13 protein-coding genes and 1 tRNA gene are annotated in these 17,730 nt (G+C 68.6%); 9 read left to right on the plus strand and 5 right to left on the minus strand.

What is annotated here, in order from left to right:
- Positions 1 to 112: 112 nt before the first annotated feature.
- Genes yidC through rpmH form a run of 4 tightly spaced genes read right to left on the minus strand, consistent with a single transcriptional unit; the run spans position 113 to position 1,941 of the window.
- A complete protein-coding gene (gene yidC / locus AB0M88_RS01015; RefSeq protein WP_364093531.1) occupies positions 113 to 1,156 on the minus strand; it encodes a membrane protein insertase YidC in 1,044 nt (347 codons plus the stop codon).
- A gap of 1 nt (position 1,157) precedes the next feature.
- Positions 1,158 to 1,415, minus strand: coding sequence for a membrane protein insertion efficiency factor YidD (yidD, locus tag AB0M88_RS01020; protein WP_364093534.1), 258 nt, complete (start codon positions 1,413 to 1,415; stop codon positions 1,158 to 1,160).
- Positions 1,412 to 1,768 carry a ribonuclease P protein component gene (rnpA, locus tag AB0M88_RS01025; RefSeq protein WP_364093535.1) on the minus strand — a complete coding sequence of 119 codons (357 nt, stop codon included), beginning with the start codon at positions 1,766 to 1,768 and terminating at the stop codon, positions 1,412 to 1,414. Before rnpA ends, yidD begins: the two co-directional genes overlap by 4 nt.
- A gap of 35 nt (positions 1,769 to 1,803) precedes the next feature.
- Entirely contained in the window at positions 1,804 to 1,941 is a 138-nt protein-coding gene (gene rpmH, locus AB0M88_RS01030; RefSeq protein ID WP_364093538.1) for a 50S ribosomal protein L34, read from the minus strand.
- Between the two features lie 597 nt (positions 1,942 to 2,538).
- Between rpmH and dnaA the strand changes: the two genes are divergently transcribed.
- The 5 genes from dnaA (at position 2,539) to AB0M88_RS01055 (ending at position 10,731) form a co-directional block, all read left to right on the plus strand.
- On the plus strand, positions 2,539 to 4,377 hold the full coding sequence (gene dnaA, locus AB0M88_RS01035; protein ID WP_364093541.1) for a chromosomal replication initiator protein DnaA: 1,839 nt from the start codon (positions 2,539 to 2,541) through the stop codon (positions 4,375 to 4,377).
- Positions 4,378 to 6,449: 2,072 nt separating this feature from the next.
- Positions 6,450 to 7,583, plus strand: coding sequence for a DNA polymerase III subunit beta (gene dnaN, locus AB0M88_RS01040; protein ID WP_364093544.1), 1,134 nt, complete (start codon positions 6,450 to 6,452; stop codon positions 7,581 to 7,583).
- Between the two features lie 39 nt (positions 7,584 to 7,622).
- A complete protein-coding gene (gene gnd / locus AB0M88_RS01045; RefSeq protein ID WP_364093547.1) occupies positions 7,623 to 8,495 on the plus strand; it encodes a phosphogluconate dehydrogenase (NAD(+)-dependent, decarboxylating) in 873 nt (290 codons plus the stop codon).
- Between the two features lie 18 nt (positions 8,496 to 8,513).
- Positions 8,514 to 9,644 carry a DNA replication/repair protein RecF gene (gene recF / locus AB0M88_RS01050; protein WP_364093550.1) on the plus strand — a complete coding sequence of 377 codons (1,131 nt, stop codon included), beginning with the start codon at positions 8,514 to 8,516 and terminating at the stop codon, positions 9,642 to 9,644.
- Positions 9,645 to 10,248: 604 nt separating this feature from the next.
- Complete coding sequence (locus AB0M88_RS01055) at positions 10,249 to 10,731, plus strand: DciA family protein (protein ID WP_364093553.1); 483 nt, start codon at positions 10,249 to 10,251, stop codon at positions 10,729 to 10,731.
- A 147-nt stretch (positions 10,732 to 10,878) separates the two neighbouring features.
- Here AB0M88_RS01055 and AB0M88_RS01060 read toward each other — a convergent pair whose 3' ends face one another.
- Positions 10,879 to 11,445 (minus strand): hypothetical protein, encoded by a 567-nt coding sequence (locus tag AB0M88_RS01060; protein ID WP_364093555.1) that lies wholly within the window; start codon positions 11,443 to 11,445, stop codon positions 10,879 to 10,881.
- Positions 11,446 to 11,997: 552 nt separating this feature from the next.
- Between AB0M88_RS01060 and gyrB the strand changes: the two genes are divergently transcribed.
- The 4 genes from gyrB to AB0M88_RS01080 all read left to right on the plus strand — a co-directional run bounded on the left by gyrB (position 11,998) and on the right by AB0M88_RS01080 (position 17,633).
- Positions 11,998 to 13,944, plus strand: coding sequence for a DNA topoisomerase (ATP-hydrolyzing) subunit B (gene gyrB / locus AB0M88_RS01065; RefSeq protein ID WP_364093557.1), 1,947 nt, complete (start codon positions 11,998 to 12,000; stop codon positions 13,942 to 13,944).
- A gap of 138 nt (positions 13,945 to 14,082) precedes the next feature.
- On the plus strand, positions 14,083 to 16,593 hold the full coding sequence (gene gyrA, locus AB0M88_RS01070; RefSeq protein WP_364093560.1) for a DNA gyrase subunit A: 2,511 nt from the start codon (positions 14,083 to 14,085) through the stop codon (positions 16,591 to 16,593).
- A gap of 3 nt (positions 16,594 to 16,596) precedes the next feature.
- On the plus strand, positions 16,597 to 17,478 hold the full coding sequence (locus AB0M88_RS01075) for a DUF3566 domain-containing protein (protein WP_364093563.1): 882 nt from the start codon (positions 16,597 to 16,599) through the stop codon (positions 17,476 to 17,478).
- A gap of 81 nt (positions 17,479 to 17,559) precedes the next feature.
- Positions 17,560 to 17,633 (plus strand) — tRNA-Ile (locus AB0M88_RS01080).
- Positions 17,634 to 17,730: the final 97 nt, after the last annotated feature.

Below are 17,730 nucleotides of genomic sequence, written 5' to 3' on the forward strand. Positions count from 1 at the left end.
GCGGCGGCCCGGCCGGGCCCGCCGCCCCCGCCCCGGCGGGTGGCGGGGCGGCGGGGGGGGGGTCGTCCCGCCCCGGGCCGCCCCCGCCCCCCCCCCGCCCCCCCCGCCGCGATCATCCCTTGGGTTTGCTCGCCGGACGGGCGCCCTTCTTGGGATTCACCGGTTTGGCACCGGGTTTGGGCGCCAGCGCCTTGGTGTCGACGGCCGGGATCTCCGGCTCCTGGGCGGCGGCGGCCGCCTTGCGACCGAAGAGGCCGCCGGTGCGGGGTGCCTGCACCGGGCTGTTCTTGTTCGAGCCGTTCGCGCCGGCCTTGGCCGGGCCGGCCGCCGGGCGGACGGGAGCCGACGGGTTCTGCCGGCCGGCCACCTGGGGCGGCGGAAACTTGCGGAGCACCCACTGCTGCTGGCTCAGCGTGAACAGGTTGTTGGTGACCCAGTAGATGATCACGCCGATGGGGAACAGCGAACCGGAGACGAGCAGGGACAGCGGGATGCCGTAGAGCATCAGCCGCTGGATCATCTTCTGCTGCGGGTCTTCCGCCCAGCCGGTCTTGAGGATCATCTGGCGGCTGGTGGCGTACGTGGTCGCCATCATGATCAGCACCAGCACCGCGGCGAGGATCTTGACGTGGGTGCCGTTGGCGCCCAGGCTGGCCAGCTGCGCCGGGGTCGAGCCGAACTGGGCCGGCAGCGGAACACCGAACAGGTGGGCGTTGGTGGCGCTGTCGAACTGCGCCTCGGTCCATCCGTACAGCGTGGCGTTGCGACCCGGCACCAGGTGCCGCAGGGTGTGGAAGAGACCGATGAAGACCGGGATCTGCAGGACCATCGGAAGGCAGCCCATCAGCGGGTTGGCCTTCTCGGTCTTGTAGAGCTCCATCATTTCTTTCTGGAGCGTCTCGCGGTCACCCTTGTGCTTGTTCTGCAGCTCCTTGATCTTCGGCTGCAAAGCCTGCATCGCGCGCTGCGACTTGATCTGCTTCACGAAGACCGGGAACAGGATGACGCGTAGCGTCACCACCAGGAAGATGATCGCGAGCACCCAGGACCAGTTGGTCCCGAGGACCTTGTCGTCCGGGATCCCGATGGCGTCCCAGAGTGCGTGCCAGCGCAGGAGGATCCACGAGATCGCCGTGTAGATCCAGTCGAGACTCAATTCAGGCTCCAGTCACATCAACAGGACGGTGACGGATCGGGTCAGGGACCGGGTCGTACCCGCCAGGGTGGAAGGGGTGGCAGCGCAGCAGACGACGCACTGCTAGACCCAACCCCCGCAGCGCGCCGTGCCGCGCGATCGCCTCCTGGGCGTACGCACTGCACGAGGGATAGAACCGGCAGCGGGCCGGCAACGCCGGACTCACATAACGACGGTACGCGACGATCGGGGCGGTCAGCACGCGGGCAAGCAGGCTCATCGTTGCCGCCGGGGTCTGCGGGCCGCGGCCAGCGCGGCCTCAAGATCTTTCGACAGGGCCGGAAAAGTGGCCGTGGCCGCCGCCGGTAGGGCCCGTACCACCAGCGTGGAGCCGTCGGGCAGCTCGGCGAGCAGCGGACGGACCAGATGGCGCAGGCGGCGGCGGACCTTGTTGCGGACCACCGCGTTGCCCACGGCCTTGGACACGACAAAGCCGGCGCGTGCCGTCATGGCCTGCGCCGGCTCTTCGAGAAGCAAATGAACGACAACTGCACCCCGACCTGCTCGACGGCCACCGCGAATCGCTGCGGCGAAATCCGCGCTACGCCGCAGTCTCTGCGCCGCGGCCAGCACGATTACCTGAGCATTCCGGTCGGACTGCCGTCCGCTCAGGCGGACAGCTTGTCGCGACCCTTGGTCCGGCGGGCGGACAGGATGGCACGGCCGGCGCGGGTGCGCATGCGCAGCCGGAAACCGTGGGTCTTGGCACGCCGGCGGTTGTTCGGCTGGAAGGTGCGCTTGCTCACGTCAAACTCCGTCTTCGAATCTTGCCCAAGGGGCCAAAGTAGGCACACAGAAGCTGCAAGACGCCACTTTACCAGAGTGCGCCGGAGCAACCGCCCGACCCTACGCAGGGCCACTGAGTCGGTCAACCATATCCTGGGTCGGCACGCCGACAGGCGAGATCACCAGGTCGGGCACCTCGTCTTTCTGCGCGCGTCGTGAATCTTTTCCTGCCCCCGGGCGCTTGTCGGCCGATACGGCAGTTGTAGCCACGCGGACCTCGCTGTTAGCGTGCCCGTTTGCTGGTCATCAGCACTGTTCGCATAGCACGACGGATCGGCCAAAACCAGACAAGCAGGTGAATCGTTCGCCACGGTGAGCCTGTTCAACCGCGCCGTTCAGGCTCCGGGAAGTCTGCCGACCATCCGGCCGGGAGCGACCGCCGGCGCGTACACAGGTTGTGGATAACCTGTGGACAACTGGTGGCGCCGAACGTCTTCGGCACGTTAGATGTGCTGGGTTGGGGGGAGCCGTCGGTTGCCTGCCAAGGCGACGACGGGCATAGGCGATGAGCCGGACAAGGTCCACCGGGGGTCGGTGGCGATGGGGGTGGCGCGGCGGTGGCCGATCAGGTCGACCTGGGCGATGTGTGGAAAGCGACGCTGGAGGAACTGGTTGACGAGATCTCGTCGCGCCAGCAGCGCGCTTATCTGCAGCTGACCAAGCTGCGCGCCATCGTCGAGGACACCGCGCTGATCTCCGTCCCGGACGCCTTCACCCGGGACGTGATCGAGTCACGCCTGCGTCCGGCGATCACCGAGACGCTGAGCCGCCGGCTGAACCGGCCGATCCAGGTCGCGGTCACGGTCAAGCCTCCGGAGGACGGCACCGGCCTGCCCGGCACGGTCTACGGCACCCCGGTCGAGGGATCGTCCGACGACCTCGGCGAGCCGCAGCCCCGGCACTACGCCGAGGCCCCGCTGTACGCGGATCCGCCCGAGCCGCCTCCGGCGTACGGTCACCTGTCCGAGTCATATGCCAACGAGTCGTACACGAACGGTTCGGCGCAGCGGCAGGCGCCGCCCACGGCGTACCCCCGGACCGTGCCCGCCGCCCGCGGCGGCCAGGAAGCACTGTTCGCCGATCCGGTGCCGCAGGCACAGATCCCGCCGGCGCCGCACCTGATGCCTCAGCCCCCCGCCGCGCGTGCGCCCGAGAAGCCGCCCGAGCGCGAGATCAACGACGCCCCGCACCGGATGCCGTCCGACCAGTCCCACCTGCAGAACAATCAGCGGCGCGCCGACGACCGCCCGACCCTGCTCGGCCAGGACCGGCGCGACGACACCCTGCAGATGCGCGGCGGCGACAACGGCCCCGGCCGCGCCCCGATGGACATCCGCCCGAGCAGCAACCCGCGCGGCACCAACGACGGCAACCGGCTCAACCCGAAGTACATGTTCGAGACGTTCGTCATCGGCTCGTCCAACCGCTTCGCGCACGCGGCGTCGGTCGCCGTCGCCGAGTCACCGGCCAAGGCCTACAACCCGCTGTTCATCTACGGCAGCTCCGGCCTCGGCAAGACCCACCTGCTGCACGCGATCGGCCACTACGCGACCACGCTCGGCCACGCCCGCTCCGTCCGTTATGTCTCGACGGAGGAGTTCACCAACGACTTCATCAACAGCCTGCGCGACGACAAGACGCAGGCCTTCCAGCGGCGCTACCGCGACGTCGACATCCTGCTGATCGACGACATCCAGTTCCTGGAGAACCGCGAGCGCACCCAGGAAGAGTTCTTCCACACGTTCAACACGCTGCACAACGCCAACAAACAGATCGTGATCAGCTCGGACCGCTCGCCGCGCCAGCTGGCCACCCTCGAAGACCGCATGCGCACCCGCTTCGAGTGGGGCCTGCTCGCCGACATCCAGCCGCCCGACCTGGAGACCCGCATCGCGATCCTCCAGAAGAAGGCCGCCCAGGAGCGGATGTACGCCCCCGACGACGTCCTCGAGTTCATCGCCTCGCGCGTCTCCAACTCGATCCGCGAACTCGAGGGCGCACTCATCCGGGTGACCGCGTTCGCCAGCCTCACCCGCTCGCAGGTCCAACTCTCCTTGGCCGAAGAAGTCCTCCGCGACTTCATGCCCGACGGCGCCGGCCCCGAGATCACCGCCGATCAGATCATGGTCTCGACCGCCGACTACTTCGGCGTCAGCCTCGAAGACCTCCGCGGACACTCCCGATCGCGGGTGCTGGTCAACGCCCGCCAGGTAGCGATGTACCTCTGCCGCGAGCTCACCGACCTCTCCCTGCCCCGCATCGGCCAGGCCTTCGGCGGCCGCGACCACACCACGGTCATGCACGCCGACCGCAAAATCCGCCAGCACATGGCCGAGCGGCGCTCGCTCTACAACCAGATCGCGGAGCTGACCAACCGCATCAAACAAAACACCTAAATTCCGACGTACGCGCGAGCCCCGCCCCCAACCGCACGGCCGCGCGCGCCGGCCCGCAGCCCAAGCCAGGCGTCGGGTCACCCCCTTTGCCGGGCCTTCCGGCCAGCCCAAGGTCGCCGGCCGCCCCGGCCCGCTCCGCCAGCCGACCGGGTCAACATCGCCACGCGCCCCGCCCACCACCCGGCCAACCGGCGCGGCGTCGCGCCCGGCACCCGGCCAACCGGCTCGGCGTCACCTCGCGTCCCGCGCGCCACCCGGCCAACCGACTTGGGCGTCACCCCGTGCCCCGCCCGGCACCCGGCCGACCGGCTCCGCGCATCACCGCGCCCGCTCGCCGCCAGCCACCCGGACGGCATCACCCCGCACCCCGCCCGGCACCCGGCCGACCGGCTCCGCGCATCACCGCGCCCGCTCGCCGCCAGCCACCCGGATCGGCATCACCGCACGTCCCGCCGAGCCGTAGCGCTCGCCGCACGGCCCACAAGAACCACACCTCGGCCTCCGTCGACCCACCGGGTCGCTACCGCACGCATGCCCCGTCGCCGCAGTCCGACCGAGGCCGCACCTCACGCCGCCGTCGCCCGTTCGCCTGCCCGCATTGCCCGAATGGGCAAAAGTTGAACTTCAAACCAGTGGCCGACCCCTCCTCGCTCCTGTGCACAACCACGAAAAGTTGTCAGACCCTGCTGCTTGACCGGGCCGGCAGAGAACGGGTTGGCTCGGGCGGCTCTGGCTCGGAAGCGGCTCGACTCCGACCGGTTCCAGGCAGCTCGGGCACCAAGTTGGGCCCAGCTGACTCCGGCCGCTCGGGCTCGGAGCGGCTCAACTCTGATTCGACTACGACCGGTTCCGGGCGGCTCGAATACCAAGTTGGGCTCAACTGACTCCGGCCGCTCGAGCTCCAAAACAGTGGTCCCGCTCGGGCCGGGTGAGGTTAAGCGCGCGCTCAAACGACGCCGACATGCGCTGCAGTAAGTACTGCCTTGATCGTCCGCACCGCCCGGCGCGCCGGCTCGGGGACGGCAGCGAGCTCCGTCCGATCAAGCAACCTTGCCCTCCACGCGCAGCAGCGCGATCAAGACAGGACGCACACCGAAGGGAACCGGCCGCCCCACCACCGATGAGAAGCCCACAACCCAAAATCACCCCGCAGGCGGCCCGAAAGAGGCCCGCGCCCACGACTTATCAACAGGACTCCACAGGCCGACCCCGTTTTCCCACAAGGTTGTCCCCAGCGACCCACCCCACGATGTGACCGGTCCCAGCCCGGTGGATAACCACATATCCCCAGCTCACCAAGGCAACTGCCATCCCACCAAGGCACCAGCGAGCCAAGATCACGTCTCAGAAACGGTCCATCGACGCCCGCCAGTTATCCCCAGAAGATCCACTCAACAACCCACGAAACGGCCCGAAAGCTCATCCATCGCCGACGCGATTTGTCAACGTCGGGACGGAACCGTTTCGTGCCAACGTTATCCACACTAATTCACAGGCCTCCACAGGTTGTTATCCCCAGCGGTGGACAAGGCGAGGACCCGAACCCCACAGATGTGGATCAAGCCTGGGGAAATCGATGTGGACAGACACGAAGCGTCACGAAGTTGTCCACCGCCTGTGGAAGAGTGTGGATTTCCTGTTGAAGGTTCTGGGGACGACGGGCCGGTAGCGTCTCAACGTTGTCCACATCCCGGGGGACAAACCCCGTGGATATCCGGTGGATAGCCGGTGGACAACGGTGGACAACGCTCGTTCGCTCGACGACTGTGGACCCAGACCGGGGTTTGTACCCTGGTTGCCCACATGTGAATCACCGGTGGATAACCCGCTGACCTGCAGCAACGTGAGTTCTCCACACTGTGCACAGGACCGATGAAGACGACTAGATATTTCTCTGAGACAACGAAAAGCAATCATCAGCGTTGGGGAAGGTGTGGATGAGCCGGCTGAAGCTCGGAAACCCTTCGGCTCACTTCGCAGCACCGGGGGCCGCGGGCGCACCGGCTTGCTGCGCGCCATAGAGTTTCTGCGGGTCCACGGATCCCTATAGAGGAAGCGACGCGGAGGACAGCATGAAGTTCCGGGTGGAGCGAGACGCACTCGCCGACGCCGTGGCATGGACGGCGAAGAGCCTTCCCAGCCGGCCGTCGGTGCCGGTGCTCGCCGGCGTCATGCTGCGAGTCACCGATGGCCGGCTACAGGTCTCCGGCTTCGACTACGAGGTCTCCAGCCAGGTGAGCGTGGAAGTGCAGGCCGACGCCGACGGCGCCGCCCTCGTCTCCGGCCGCCTGCTCGCCGAGATCACCAAGGCACTCCCGGCCAAGCCGGTCGACATCGCCGCGGTCGGGGCCCACCTCGAGCTGGTCTGCGGCAGCGCGCGCTTCACGCTGCCGACGATGCCGGTCGAGGACTACCCGACCTTGCCCGAGATGCCGACCAGCGCCGGCACCGTCGACGCGGCCACCTTCGCCGCCGCCGTCGCCCAGGTGGCCATCGCGGCCGGGCGTGACGAGACGCTGCCGATGATGACCGGCGTCCGCATCGAGCTGAACGGTTCGTCGATGGCGATGCTGGCCACCGACCGATACCGGCTGGCGATGCGCGAGCTGGAGTGGAACCCCGACGACTCCGAGATCAGCCTCAACGCGCTGGTGCCGGCGAAGACCCTCAACGACACCGCCAAGGCACTCGGCCCGATCGGCGGGGCGGTCACGCTGGCCCTGGCCCAGGGCAACGCCGGCGAGGGCATGGTCGGCCTGGCCGGCGGCACCCGGCGGACGACCAGCCGACTGCTCGACGGCGCCAATTACCCGCCGGTTCGCTCGTTGTTCCCGGCCAGCCACAATGCTGAGGCGCGGGTCGCCGTGGCGTCCCTGGTCGAGGTGGTGCGACGGGTCGCGCTGGTGGCCGAGCGCACCACTCCGGTGCTGCTGAGCTTCAGTGAGGACGGGCTGGTGGTCGAGGCCGGCGGGACGGAAGAGGCGCGGGCCAGCGAGGCGATGGAGGCCGCCTTCACCGGAGAGGCTCTGACCATCGGGTTCAACCCGCAATACCTGATCGACGGCCTGCAGAATCTCGGTGCGCCGCACGCGGTGCTGTCGTTCGTCGACGCGTTCAAGCCCGCTGTGATCTCTCCCGCAGGCGAAAACGGCGAAATCGTGCCCGGTTACCGCTATCTGATCATGCCGATCCGGGTAACCCGCTGATACTGGGCGGGAGAGAAACGCACATCTAGGGGGAACACCATGCAGCTCGGCCTTATCGGCCTCGGCCGGATGGGCGGGAACATGCGCGAGCGGATCCGCGCCGCCGGGCATGAGGTGGTCGGTTTCGATCACAACCCGAACATCTCCGACGTCTCCTCGCTCCAAGAACTCGTCGACAAGCTGGCCGCTCCTCGGGTGGTCTGGACCATGGTGCCGGCCGGCCAGATCACCGAGAGCACCATCGACAGCCTTGCCGACCTGCTCAGCGACGGTGACCTGATCATCGACGGCGGAAACTCCAAGTTCACCGACGACCGCCCGCGGGCCGAGCGCCTCAAGACCAAGGGCGTCGGATACATGGACTGCGGCGTCTCCGGCGGCATCTGGGGCAGCCAGAACGGGTACGCGCTGATGGTCGGTGGCGAGGCCGCTCACGTGGCCAAGGCCATGCCGATCTTCGAGGCGCTCAAGCCGGCGGGTCCGTACGGCTTCGTGCACGCCGGCCCGGTCGGTGCCGGTCACTACACCAAGATGGTTCACAACGGCATCGAGTACGGCATGATGCAGGCCCTGGCCGAGGGCTGGGAGCTGCTCGAAGCCTCGGAGTACGTCGACAACGTGCCCGGCGCGATCAAGAGCTGGCGCGAGGGCAGCGTCGTCAAGTCCTGGCTGCTCGACCTGTTCGACCGGGCGCTCGACGGCGACCCCGAGCTGGGCAAGCTCAAGGGCTACGCCGAGGACACCGGCGAGGGCCGCTGGACGGTCGACGAGGCGGTCCGCCTGGCCGTTCCGCTGCACGTCATCGCCGCCTCGCTGTTCACCCGCTTCGAGTCGCGGCAGCCTGATTCGCCCGCGATGAAGGCCGTCGCCGCGCTGCGTCAGCAGTTCGGCGGCCACGCCGTCATGGGCTGACCAGAGGCTGATCGAAGGATGTATGTACGCCGGGTCGAGCTGACCGATTTCCGCTCGTACGAGCGGGCGGCGGTCGACCTCGACCCGGGCGTGTCCGTGCTGGTCGGCCAGAACGGCATGGGCAAAACCAACCTGATCGAAGCGCTGGGTTACGTGGCCACTCTGGACAGTCACCGGGTGGCCACGGACGCCCCGCTCGTCCGGGCCGGTGCGACGTCGGCGGTCATCCGCTGCGCGCTCGTCCACGATGGACGCGAGCTGCTGGTCGAGCTGGAGATCGTTCCCGGCAAGGCCAACCGGGCCCGCCTCAACCGCTCGCCGGTCCGCCGCTCCCGCGAGGTCCTCGGCGCGCTGCGCATGGTGCTGTTCGCGCCCGAAGATCTCGAGCTCGTCCGCGGCGACCCGGCCGTCCGCCGGCGCTACCTCGACGACCTGCTGGTCGCCCGGCAGCCGCGCTATGCCGGGGTGCGCGCCGACTACGACCGCGTGATCAAGCAACGCAACGCCCTGCTGCGTACCGCCTATCTGACCCGCAAGGTCGGCGGCAACCGCGGGCAGGATCTCTCCACCCTCGAGGTCTGGGATCAACATCTGGCCCGGCACGGCGCCGAGCTGCTGGCCGGCCGGATCGAGCTCGCCGCGGCCCTCGGGCCGCATCTCACGAAGGCCTACGACGCGGTGGCGGCTGGGCGGTCGGCCGCCTCGATTTCGTACGCGTCCCGCCTGGGTGATGATCTCGTCCCTGACCGGGCCGTTCTGGAGGAGGCCCTGCTCGCCTCGCTGGCCGACCGCCGGGCCGACGAGATCCAACGCGGCGTCACCCTGGTCGGACCGCACCGCGACGACCTGATGCTGGCGCTCGGCGATTTGCCGGCCAAGGGGTACGCGAGTCACGGCGAGTCCTGGTCGTTCGCGCTGGCCCTTCGCCTGGCCGCCTATGATCTGCTCCGCAGCGACGGGGTCGAGCCGGTGCTGGTGCTCGACGACGTCTTCGCCGAACTCGACGCCGGGCGCCGCGACCGCCTCGCCGCCCTGGTCCGCGACGCCAGTCAGCTGCTGGTGACCTGCGCTGTCCCCGAGGACGTCCCGCCGACCCTGGCCGGCGCCCGCTACTCCGTGACCCAGGGATCGGTGGAACGTGTCGGCTGACCAGCAACCACCGTCCACAGGCGACGGTGTTTATCCACAGGCCCGGCCACCGGCACCGCGCAATTCACGACCCTCGGGGCGATCCTCGGGAAAGCGCTCGGAATCGCCCGCTGAGCCGTCGGGGGTCGTTGGTGCCGCCCGCACCCCCGCCGACGACGGTTCCGGCGCGCAGCGGCCCGCTCAGGCCCCTTCCGCGCCACACCGATCCGATCCGGCGGCCGAGTCGGACGCGGTGGCTGGACACGGGACTGCGAGCGGTCGCGATGCGCGGGGCGGTCGCGATGCCGAGAGCGGTTGCGATGCTGAGAGCGGTCGCGATGCTGAGAGCGGTCGCGGCGCGCGCAGCGGTCGCGATACGGGCGGCGGTCGCGGCGCTGGCGGCGGTCGCGGCGCTCGCGGCGGTCGCGGCGCTGCGGGCGAATCGGGCGCTGCAGACAATTCAGGCGCCACGAATCGATCAGCCGCGGCCGGCGGCTCAAGCGCGGGGACGGGACCTGGCGGAGTCGGCGGTTCCGGTGGGGCGGGGCCGTCCGGCGGGCCGGGGCCGTCGGGTGGGGCGGGGCCGTCCGGTGGTGCGGGTGATTCCGACCTCGCGGGTCCTGATTTGGCGCGGGCTGTGCTTGACGCGGCGCTTGCCAAGCGTCGGGAGGCCGCTCGTAATCCGCGGCGGCGTTCGGCCGGTGAGGGGTCGGGGCGGCGGCTGCGTGGTTACTCCGGGCCGGGGCCTGATCCGCGCGATCCGCAGAAGTTCGGTGCCGTGCTGGAGCGCCTGATGAGGGCGCGGGGCTGGGAGAAGCCGAAGGCCGAGGCGACCGTCTTCGGCGCCTGGGAGCGGGTGGTCGGTCCCGACATCGCGAAGCACAGCCGCCCGGTCAAGCTGGACGCCGGCGTGCTGACGGTCGAGGCCGAGTCGACGGCGTGGGCTACGCAGCTGCGGTTGCTGGCGGGCAGCCTGCTGAAGAGCATCGCGGGCGAGGTCGGCCACAACGTGGTCATCAAGCTGCAGATTCACGGCCCGGCCGCGCCCTCCTGGGTCCGCGGCCCGCGCCGGGTGCAGGGGCGGGGGCCCCGGGACACCTACGGCTGATCTGCGGCGCAACCATTTACGCAGGTCGCCCGGGTGGGGTGAGCGGTTTGGGCGCGCCAGCGCCCTGCTCGCCCCGGCCGGGCCCTCGGCGTGAGCAGCGGTCCGGACCCGGCAGCTGGCTACGACCGGCGGATCTTGATGTTGAATCTAGTAGTCGGCGAAGACCGCGAAGCCGCGCTCGGCGCAACGGCGGTAGAAGCCGGCGAGGACGGCCAGCTCGCTGCGGGCGAAGGTCCAGTGGGGCGCGTTGCCGGCGTCGTCGCGCAGGGCCGCCAGTCGCTGGTCGAGCCAGCGCAGCTGCTGTTCGGGGAGCCGGCCACCGGCGACCGCGCCGCGCATGACCTCGGCGACGGTGTCGAAGGTGACCAGGTTGCCGAACCGCGCGTGGCCCTCGACGAAGCGCTCGAGGCCGCCGGCGATCCAGGCGCAGCCGTCGGGGTCGATCACCGGGTCTTCGTCTTCGGCGGCGGCGTCGGTCGCGTAGAGGACGCCGTCGAGACCGAGCAGCAGATCGACCAGCTCCGTGTACGCCGTGGCCCGCACCGTGCCGTTCTTGGCGATGTGCAGCGCCAGCGCGCCGGTGGGCGCGGCGACGTCCGGCGTGTCGGCGACCGTCCCGAAGTCGACGAACTCCGCGGGAGCCACCGGGTCGTAGTACTGATTCGTCCGGGGCCAGTGCACCGCGACGTTTTCCAGCCCCTTGTCGTGCGCCATGGGGGCCACCCCTCCTCGCCCTGCCTCGCGGCCGTCCGGCCATGCACCGGCCCGCGCGGGCGAGGTTACGACACCAGCGCGCGCCGTTGTGAGGCAGTGTCGCAGCGCGTGCCCGCACAGTGCGTCAGGCGCGCCCCGGGGATCGACAGCCAGATCCGCGCCGATTACGCCGGGCGGCGGTGGCGTGTAGGGGGAGACTTGGGTAGCGGGCCCGACCGCCCTACGGCAATCTGAGGCACCCGGAAGGGGTGCCGGACCCTCGCCAATTGGATTTGGCGGAGTAGAATCGACGCAGACCGGGAAATGCCGAAGTGGCATTGCACAGGGTGACGACTGCGTTGAGTTCGCAACCGTCACGCTACGCGGTTTTTCCCAGCCGATCACGATCCGCGGGCGCTCCGCGGCGACCGGCGTGCACGGTTCCACCGGTGGTCCGCTCCTCCCCGCGGGTTGTCCTGTGGTGCACCACCGTGCCCGTCGGCCTGTCGCCGGGCGGCCCGCCAACCCCGTTCGGGGCCTTTCGGGGTTCCCCGGGCGAGAAAGTGGCCGAGGGTGGCAGAGCAACAGCAGGAATACGGTGCCGGTCAGATCACCGTTCTCGAAGGCCTCGAGGCAGTTCGCAAGCGTCCAGGGATGTACATCGGCTCCACCGGTGAGCGCGGTCTGCACCACCTGGTCTGGGAGGTTGTGGACAACGCCGTCGACGAGGCCATGGCCGGCTACTGCGACACCGTCGACGTGGTCCTCCTGGCCGACGGTGGCGTCTCGGTCACCGACAACGGCCGCGGTTTCCCCGTCGACCTGCACCCCAAGCTCAAGAAGCCGGGCGTCGAGGTCGCGCTGACGATCCTGCACGCGGGCGGCAAGTTCGAGGGCACGGCCTACAAGGTCTCCGGTGGTCTGCACGGTGTCGGCGTCTCGGTCGTCAACGCGCTCTCCATCAAGATGCACGTGGAGATCCACAAGGACGGCTTCGTCTGGCGGCAGGACTACGCGTCCTCGAAGCCGGGCCCGCTGCAGAAGGGCGAGCCGACCACGACGACCGGCTCGACCGTGCAGTTCTGGCCCGACGGCAAGATCTTCGAGACGCTCGAGTTCGACTTCCAGACGATCTACCGGCGCCTGCAGGAATACGCGTTCCTCAACAAGGCGCTGACGATCAACTTCACTGACGAGCGCTCGGTCGACGAAGAGGGCAACCACCGCAAGGTCACCTTCATGTACGCGGACGGCATCTCCGACTTCGTCCGCCACCTCAACCAGACCAAGAATCCGATCCACCGGACGGTCATCGACTTCGGCACCGAGTCGACCGAGGAGGGCATGGCGGTCGAGGTCGCCATGCAGTGGAACGAGTCGTACGGCGAGTCGGTCTACACGTTCGCCAACTCGATCAACACGCACGAGGGCGGCACCCACGAGGAGGGCTTCCGCGCCGCGCTGACGAGCATCGTCAACCGGTACGGCAAGGAGAAGAAGCTGCTCAAGGGCGATCAGAACCTCTCGGGTGAGGACATCCGCGAGGGGCTCGCCGCGATCATCTCGGTGAAGCTGCAGAACCCGCAGTTCGAGGGTCAGACCAAGACCAAGCTCGGCAACACCGACATGAAGAGCTTCGTGCAGCGGGTGACCAACGAGCAGCTGGCGGACTGGTTCGACCGCAACCCGGCCGACGCCAAGACCATCATCACCAAGGCCGACCAGGCGGCTCGTGCCCGCATCGCCGCGCAGCAGGCCCGCAAGCTGGCCCGTCGCAAGTCGCTGCTGGAGTCCGGCTCGATGCCGGGCAAGCTGGCCGACTGCCAGTCGACCGACCCGCGGGTGTCCGAGCTGTTCATCGTCGAGGGTGACTCGGCCGGCGGCTCGGCCAAGCAGGGCCGCGACAGCCAGATCCAGGCCATCCTGCCGATCCGCGGCAAGATCTTGAACGTGGAGAAGGCCCGGATCGACCGGGTGCTGAAGAACAACGAGGTGCAGTCGCTGATCACGGCGCTCGGCACCGGCATCCACGACGACTTCGACATCGCCAAGCTGCGCTATCACAAGATCGTGCTGATGGCCGACGCGGACGTCGACGGCCAGCACATCCAGACGCTGCTGCTGACCCTGCTGTTCCGCTTCATGCGGCCGCTGGTCGAGCAGGGGCACACCTACCTGGCGGCCCCGCCGCTCTACAAGATCAAGTGGAACAAGCGCGGGGACGACGCTCAGTACGCGTACTCCGACCGGGAGCGCGACGGACTGATCGCGCTGCGCCAGCAGAAGAAGCCGAACGCCAAGCCGGACGACATCCAGCGGTTCAAGGGTCTCGGCGAGATGAACTTCCACGAGCTGTGGGACACGACGATGGACCCGGCCGCGCGCACGCTGCGTCAGGTGACGCTCGACGACGCCGCGGTGGCCGACGAGTTGTTCAGCGTGCTGATGGGTGAGGACGTGGAGGCGCGGCGCTCATTCATCCAGCAGAACGCCAAAGACGTCCGCTTCCTGGACATCTAGCCGCCGGACGCGGTGCCTGTCACCGGGCACCGCGTCCGTGTTAATCCACAGCTCTTCCGGGCTTTCCACAACTTTATCCACAGCTATACGTGCACTTTCGCCGTTCTTGTCTGGTTTCACCTTGAGTAAGGGTTAACAGTGACTGACACTCCCGAACCCCCCGACGGCGACGAGCCCCAGGTTCCCGGCGGTGGGGTGAGCCAGCGCATCGAGCCCGTCGGACTCGAGCTCGAGATGCAGCGTTCGTTCCTCGACTACGCGATGAGCGTGATCGTGGGCCGGGCACTCCCGGACGTCCGGGACGGCCTCAAGCCGGTGCACCGCAAGATCCTGTACGCGATGTACGACTCCGGCTTCCGCCCGGACCGCGGCTACGTCAAGTGCGCCCGCGTCGTCGGCGACGTGATGGGCACCTACCACCCGCACGGCGACTCGTCGATCTACGACGCTCTCGTCCGGATGGGACAGCCCTGGTCGCTGCGTTACCCGCTGATCGACGGCAACGGCAACTTCGGCTCGCCGGGCAACGACCCGCCGGCCGCCATGCGATACACGGAGTCGAAGCTCTCGCCGCTGGCGATGGAGATGCTCCGGGACATCGACGAAGACACCGTCGACATGCAGGACAACTACGACGGGCGTACGCAGGAGCCGACGATCCTGCCGTCCCGCTTCCCCAACCTGCTGGTCAACGGCTCCGAGGGCATCGCGGTCGGGATGGCCACCAAGATCCCGCCGCACAACCTGCGGGAGATCGCCGGCGCCGTCCAGTGGTACCTGGACAACCCGGAGGCGGACGAGGCCACCACGCTCGAGGCGGTCCTGGGGATCGTCAAGGGCCCCGACTTCCCCACCCGCGGCCTGATCGTTGGCCAGCAGGCGATCCAGGACGCCTACCGCACCGGTCGTGGCTCGATCCGGATGCGCGCGGTGGTCGAGGTCGAGGAGGACGCCCGGGGCCGGCCCTGCCTGGTGGTCACCGAACTGCCCTACCAGGTCAACCCGGACAGCCTCGCCGAGCGGGTCGCCGAGCTGGTCAAGGAGGGCAAGCTCACCGGCATCGCCGACATCCGGGACGAGTCCTCCGGGCGTACCGGCATGCGGCTGATCCTGGTCCTGAAGCGCGACGCGGTCGCCAAGGTCGTGCTGAACAACCTGTACAAGCACACCCAGCTGCAGGAGACGTTCGGCGCCAACATGCTGGCGCTGGTCGACGGGGTTCCCCGCACGCTCAACCTGGCCCAGTTCATCCGCCACTACGTCGACCACCAGGTGCAGGTCATCCGCCGGCGCACCGCCTACCGGCTGCGCAAGGCCGAGGAGCGCGCGCACATCCTGCGCGGCCTGGTCAAGGCTCTGGACATGCTGGACGAGGTCATCGCCCTCATCCGGCGCTCGCCGACCGCCGACGAGGCGCGCACCGGCCTGATCCAGCTGCTCGACATCGACGACGTGCAGGCCAGCGCGATTCTCGACATGCAGCTGCGCCGGCTGGCCGCCCTGGAGCGCCAGCGCATCATCGACGAGCTTGCCAAGATCGAGATCGAGATCGCCGACCTCAAGGACATCCTGGCCAAGCCGGAGCGGCAGCGGGCGATCGTCTCCGACGAGCTGCGCGAGATCGTCCAGAAGTACGGCGACGACCGGCGCACCCAGATCATCCCGTTCGACGGCGAGGTCTCCATGGAGGATCTCATCGCGCGGGAAGACGTTGTGGTGACGATCACACGAACTGGTTACGCCAAGCGCACCAAGGTCGACATGTATCGATCGCAGAAGCGCGGCGGCAAGGGCGTGAGCGGCGCGTCCCTGCGCCAGGACGACATTGTTTCCCACTTCTTCGTCATCTCGACACATGACTGGATGCTGTTCTTCACCAACAAGGGCCGCGTCTACCGGGCCAAGGCCTACGAGCTGCCCGAAGCCAACCGTTCGGCCAAGGGACAGCACGTCGCGAACCTGTTGGCGTTCCTGCCCGACGAGCACATCGCCCAGATCATCCAGATCCCGAACTACCAGGTGGAGCCGTACCTTGTGCTCGCCACTAAGAATGGTCTCGTGAAGAAGACCCGCCTCGACGAATTTGACTCCAACCGCAGTGGTGGCATCATCGCCATCAACCTGCGGGAGGATGACGAGTTGGTGGGGGCGGCCCTGGTAGCACCGGAGAACGACCTGCTCCTGGTCTCCAAGCATGCCCAGGCCATCAGGTTCAACGCCACCGACGAGGCACTGCGTCCGATGGGCCGCGCCACGTCCGGCGTGATCGGCATGCGCTTCAGCGACAACGACGAGCTCCTGGCCATGGAGGTCGTCCGCGAGGGCATGGATGTGTTGGTCGCCACCAACGGTGGGTATGCGAAACGCACGCCGATCGAGGAGTATCCGGTGCAGGGCCGAGGCGGTAAGGGCGTTCTCACCGCGAAAATCACGGAGCGTCGTGGTGGACTGGTGGGGGCCCTGGTGATCAGCCCGGAGGATGAACTATTTGCCATCACCAGCAATGGTGGTGTCATCCGGACTCCCGTGAAGCCTGTACGGCGCACGAGGGATCGGAACACAATGGGGGTCAAGCTGATGGACCTCCCAGAAGGTGTAACCATCGTGGCGCTTGCTCGCAATGCCGACGAGCCTGACGAACAGGACTAGTTGATGCCGGAGACACAGGCTAAGTCGGGGGGCCCCGGGACCTCAGCGACTCCGGACGATGCGGCCAAGAGGGACGCCGCGGCCGGACGCGAGCCCGCAGGCCGTGCGGCGGTACCCGCCGATGCCCCGTCCGCGCCGAAGTTCACCCGGGCGCCGGGCATGCCCCCGCCGCCCGGCGAACCTCCCGCCGACACCGATTCGTCCGACGCGAAACGGCCCGGCGGGCCGGGAGTCGCCAAGGGCTCGGCCACCGTGCCGATCGTGACGAAGGGCAAGGGGGCCGCGCCGAACGCGGCCGCCGCGCGTACGGGATCGGCGCCGGCGCCGCAGCGCCCGGGAGGAGCCCCGGGCGGCGGCTCGCCCACCCAACAGCCCGGCAGCCCCAAGCAGCGCCCCAACAGCGGCGGCGGTGCCGGCGGCGCCGCCGGCTCGGCGGCGGTCGGCGCGGCCCGTGTCTCCGAGGCAGTCCGCTCGGCCCGGTCGACGGTCTCCGCGGCGGCCGGCCGCGGACCCCGCCGGGCCCGGCTCAACCTCAAGCGGATCGACCCCTGGTCCGTGATGAAGTTCTCGTTCGCGGTGTCGGTGGTCCTGTTCATCGTCGTCGTGGTCGCCACCTCGGTGCTCTACCTCGCACTCGACACCATGGGCGTGTGGAACTCGGTCAACGCGAGCCTCAAGACCCTGGTGAGCGCCAGCGGCGGCACCGACACGTCGACCGATACCGGCTTCCGCATCACGGCGTGGGGCGTCATCGGCACGTCGATGCTCATCGGTGCGGTCAACGTCGTGCTGTTCACGGCGCTGGCGACGCTCGGCGCGTTCATCTACAACGTCTGCGCCGACCTGGTCGGCGGCGTCGAGCTCACGCTTGCGGAGCGCGACTGAGGCAAGGATGCGGGGTTACGGGTCACCCCCGTTTTGGTGGCCCGTAAGCCCGTGCGGTAACCTTCGGTGTCGCAATCACGCGGGGCTATAGCTCAGTCGGTTAGAGCGCAGAGCTGATAACTCTGAGGTCGATGGTTCGATTCCATCTAGCCCCACGAGTGGCGGCGGCCCCTGTCCGCACACACCGCGGACCGGGGCCCCGCGGCCATTTTAAACGCGGGCCCAGCCCCCCCACCCCCCCCCGAGCGCGAA

It is taken from the genome of Actinoplanes sp. NPDC051411, from assembly GCF_040682075.1.
GTDB lineage: Bacteria > Actinomycetota > Actinomycetes > Mycobacteriales > Micromonosporaceae > Actinoplanes.

Bases quoted from the DNA above. Each gene is read 5' to 3' on its own strand.
- yidD (WP_364093534.1), bottom strand. From the start codon at position 1,415: ATGAGCCTGCTTGCCCGCGTGCTGACCGCCCCGATCGTCGCGTACCGT.
- dnaN (WP_364093544.1), top strand. From the start codon at position 6,450: ATGAAGTTCCGGGTGGAGCGAGACGCACTCGCCGACGCCGTGGCATGG.
- gnd (WP_364093547.1), top strand. From the start codon at position 7,623: ATGCAGCTCGGCCTTATCGGCCTCGGCCGGATGGGCGGGAACATGCGC.
- recF (WP_364093550.1), top strand. From the start codon at position 8,514: ATGTATGTACGCCGGGTCGAGCTGACCGATTTCCGCTCGTACGAGCGG.
- AB0M88_RS01060 (WP_364093555.1), bottom strand. From the start codon at position 11,445: ATGGCGCACGACAAGGGGCTGGAAAACGTCGCGGTGCACTGGCCCCGG.
- AB0M88_RS01075 (WP_364093563.1), top strand. From the start codon at position 16,597: ATGCCGGAGACACAGGCTAAGTCGGGGGGCCCCGGGACCTCAGCGACT.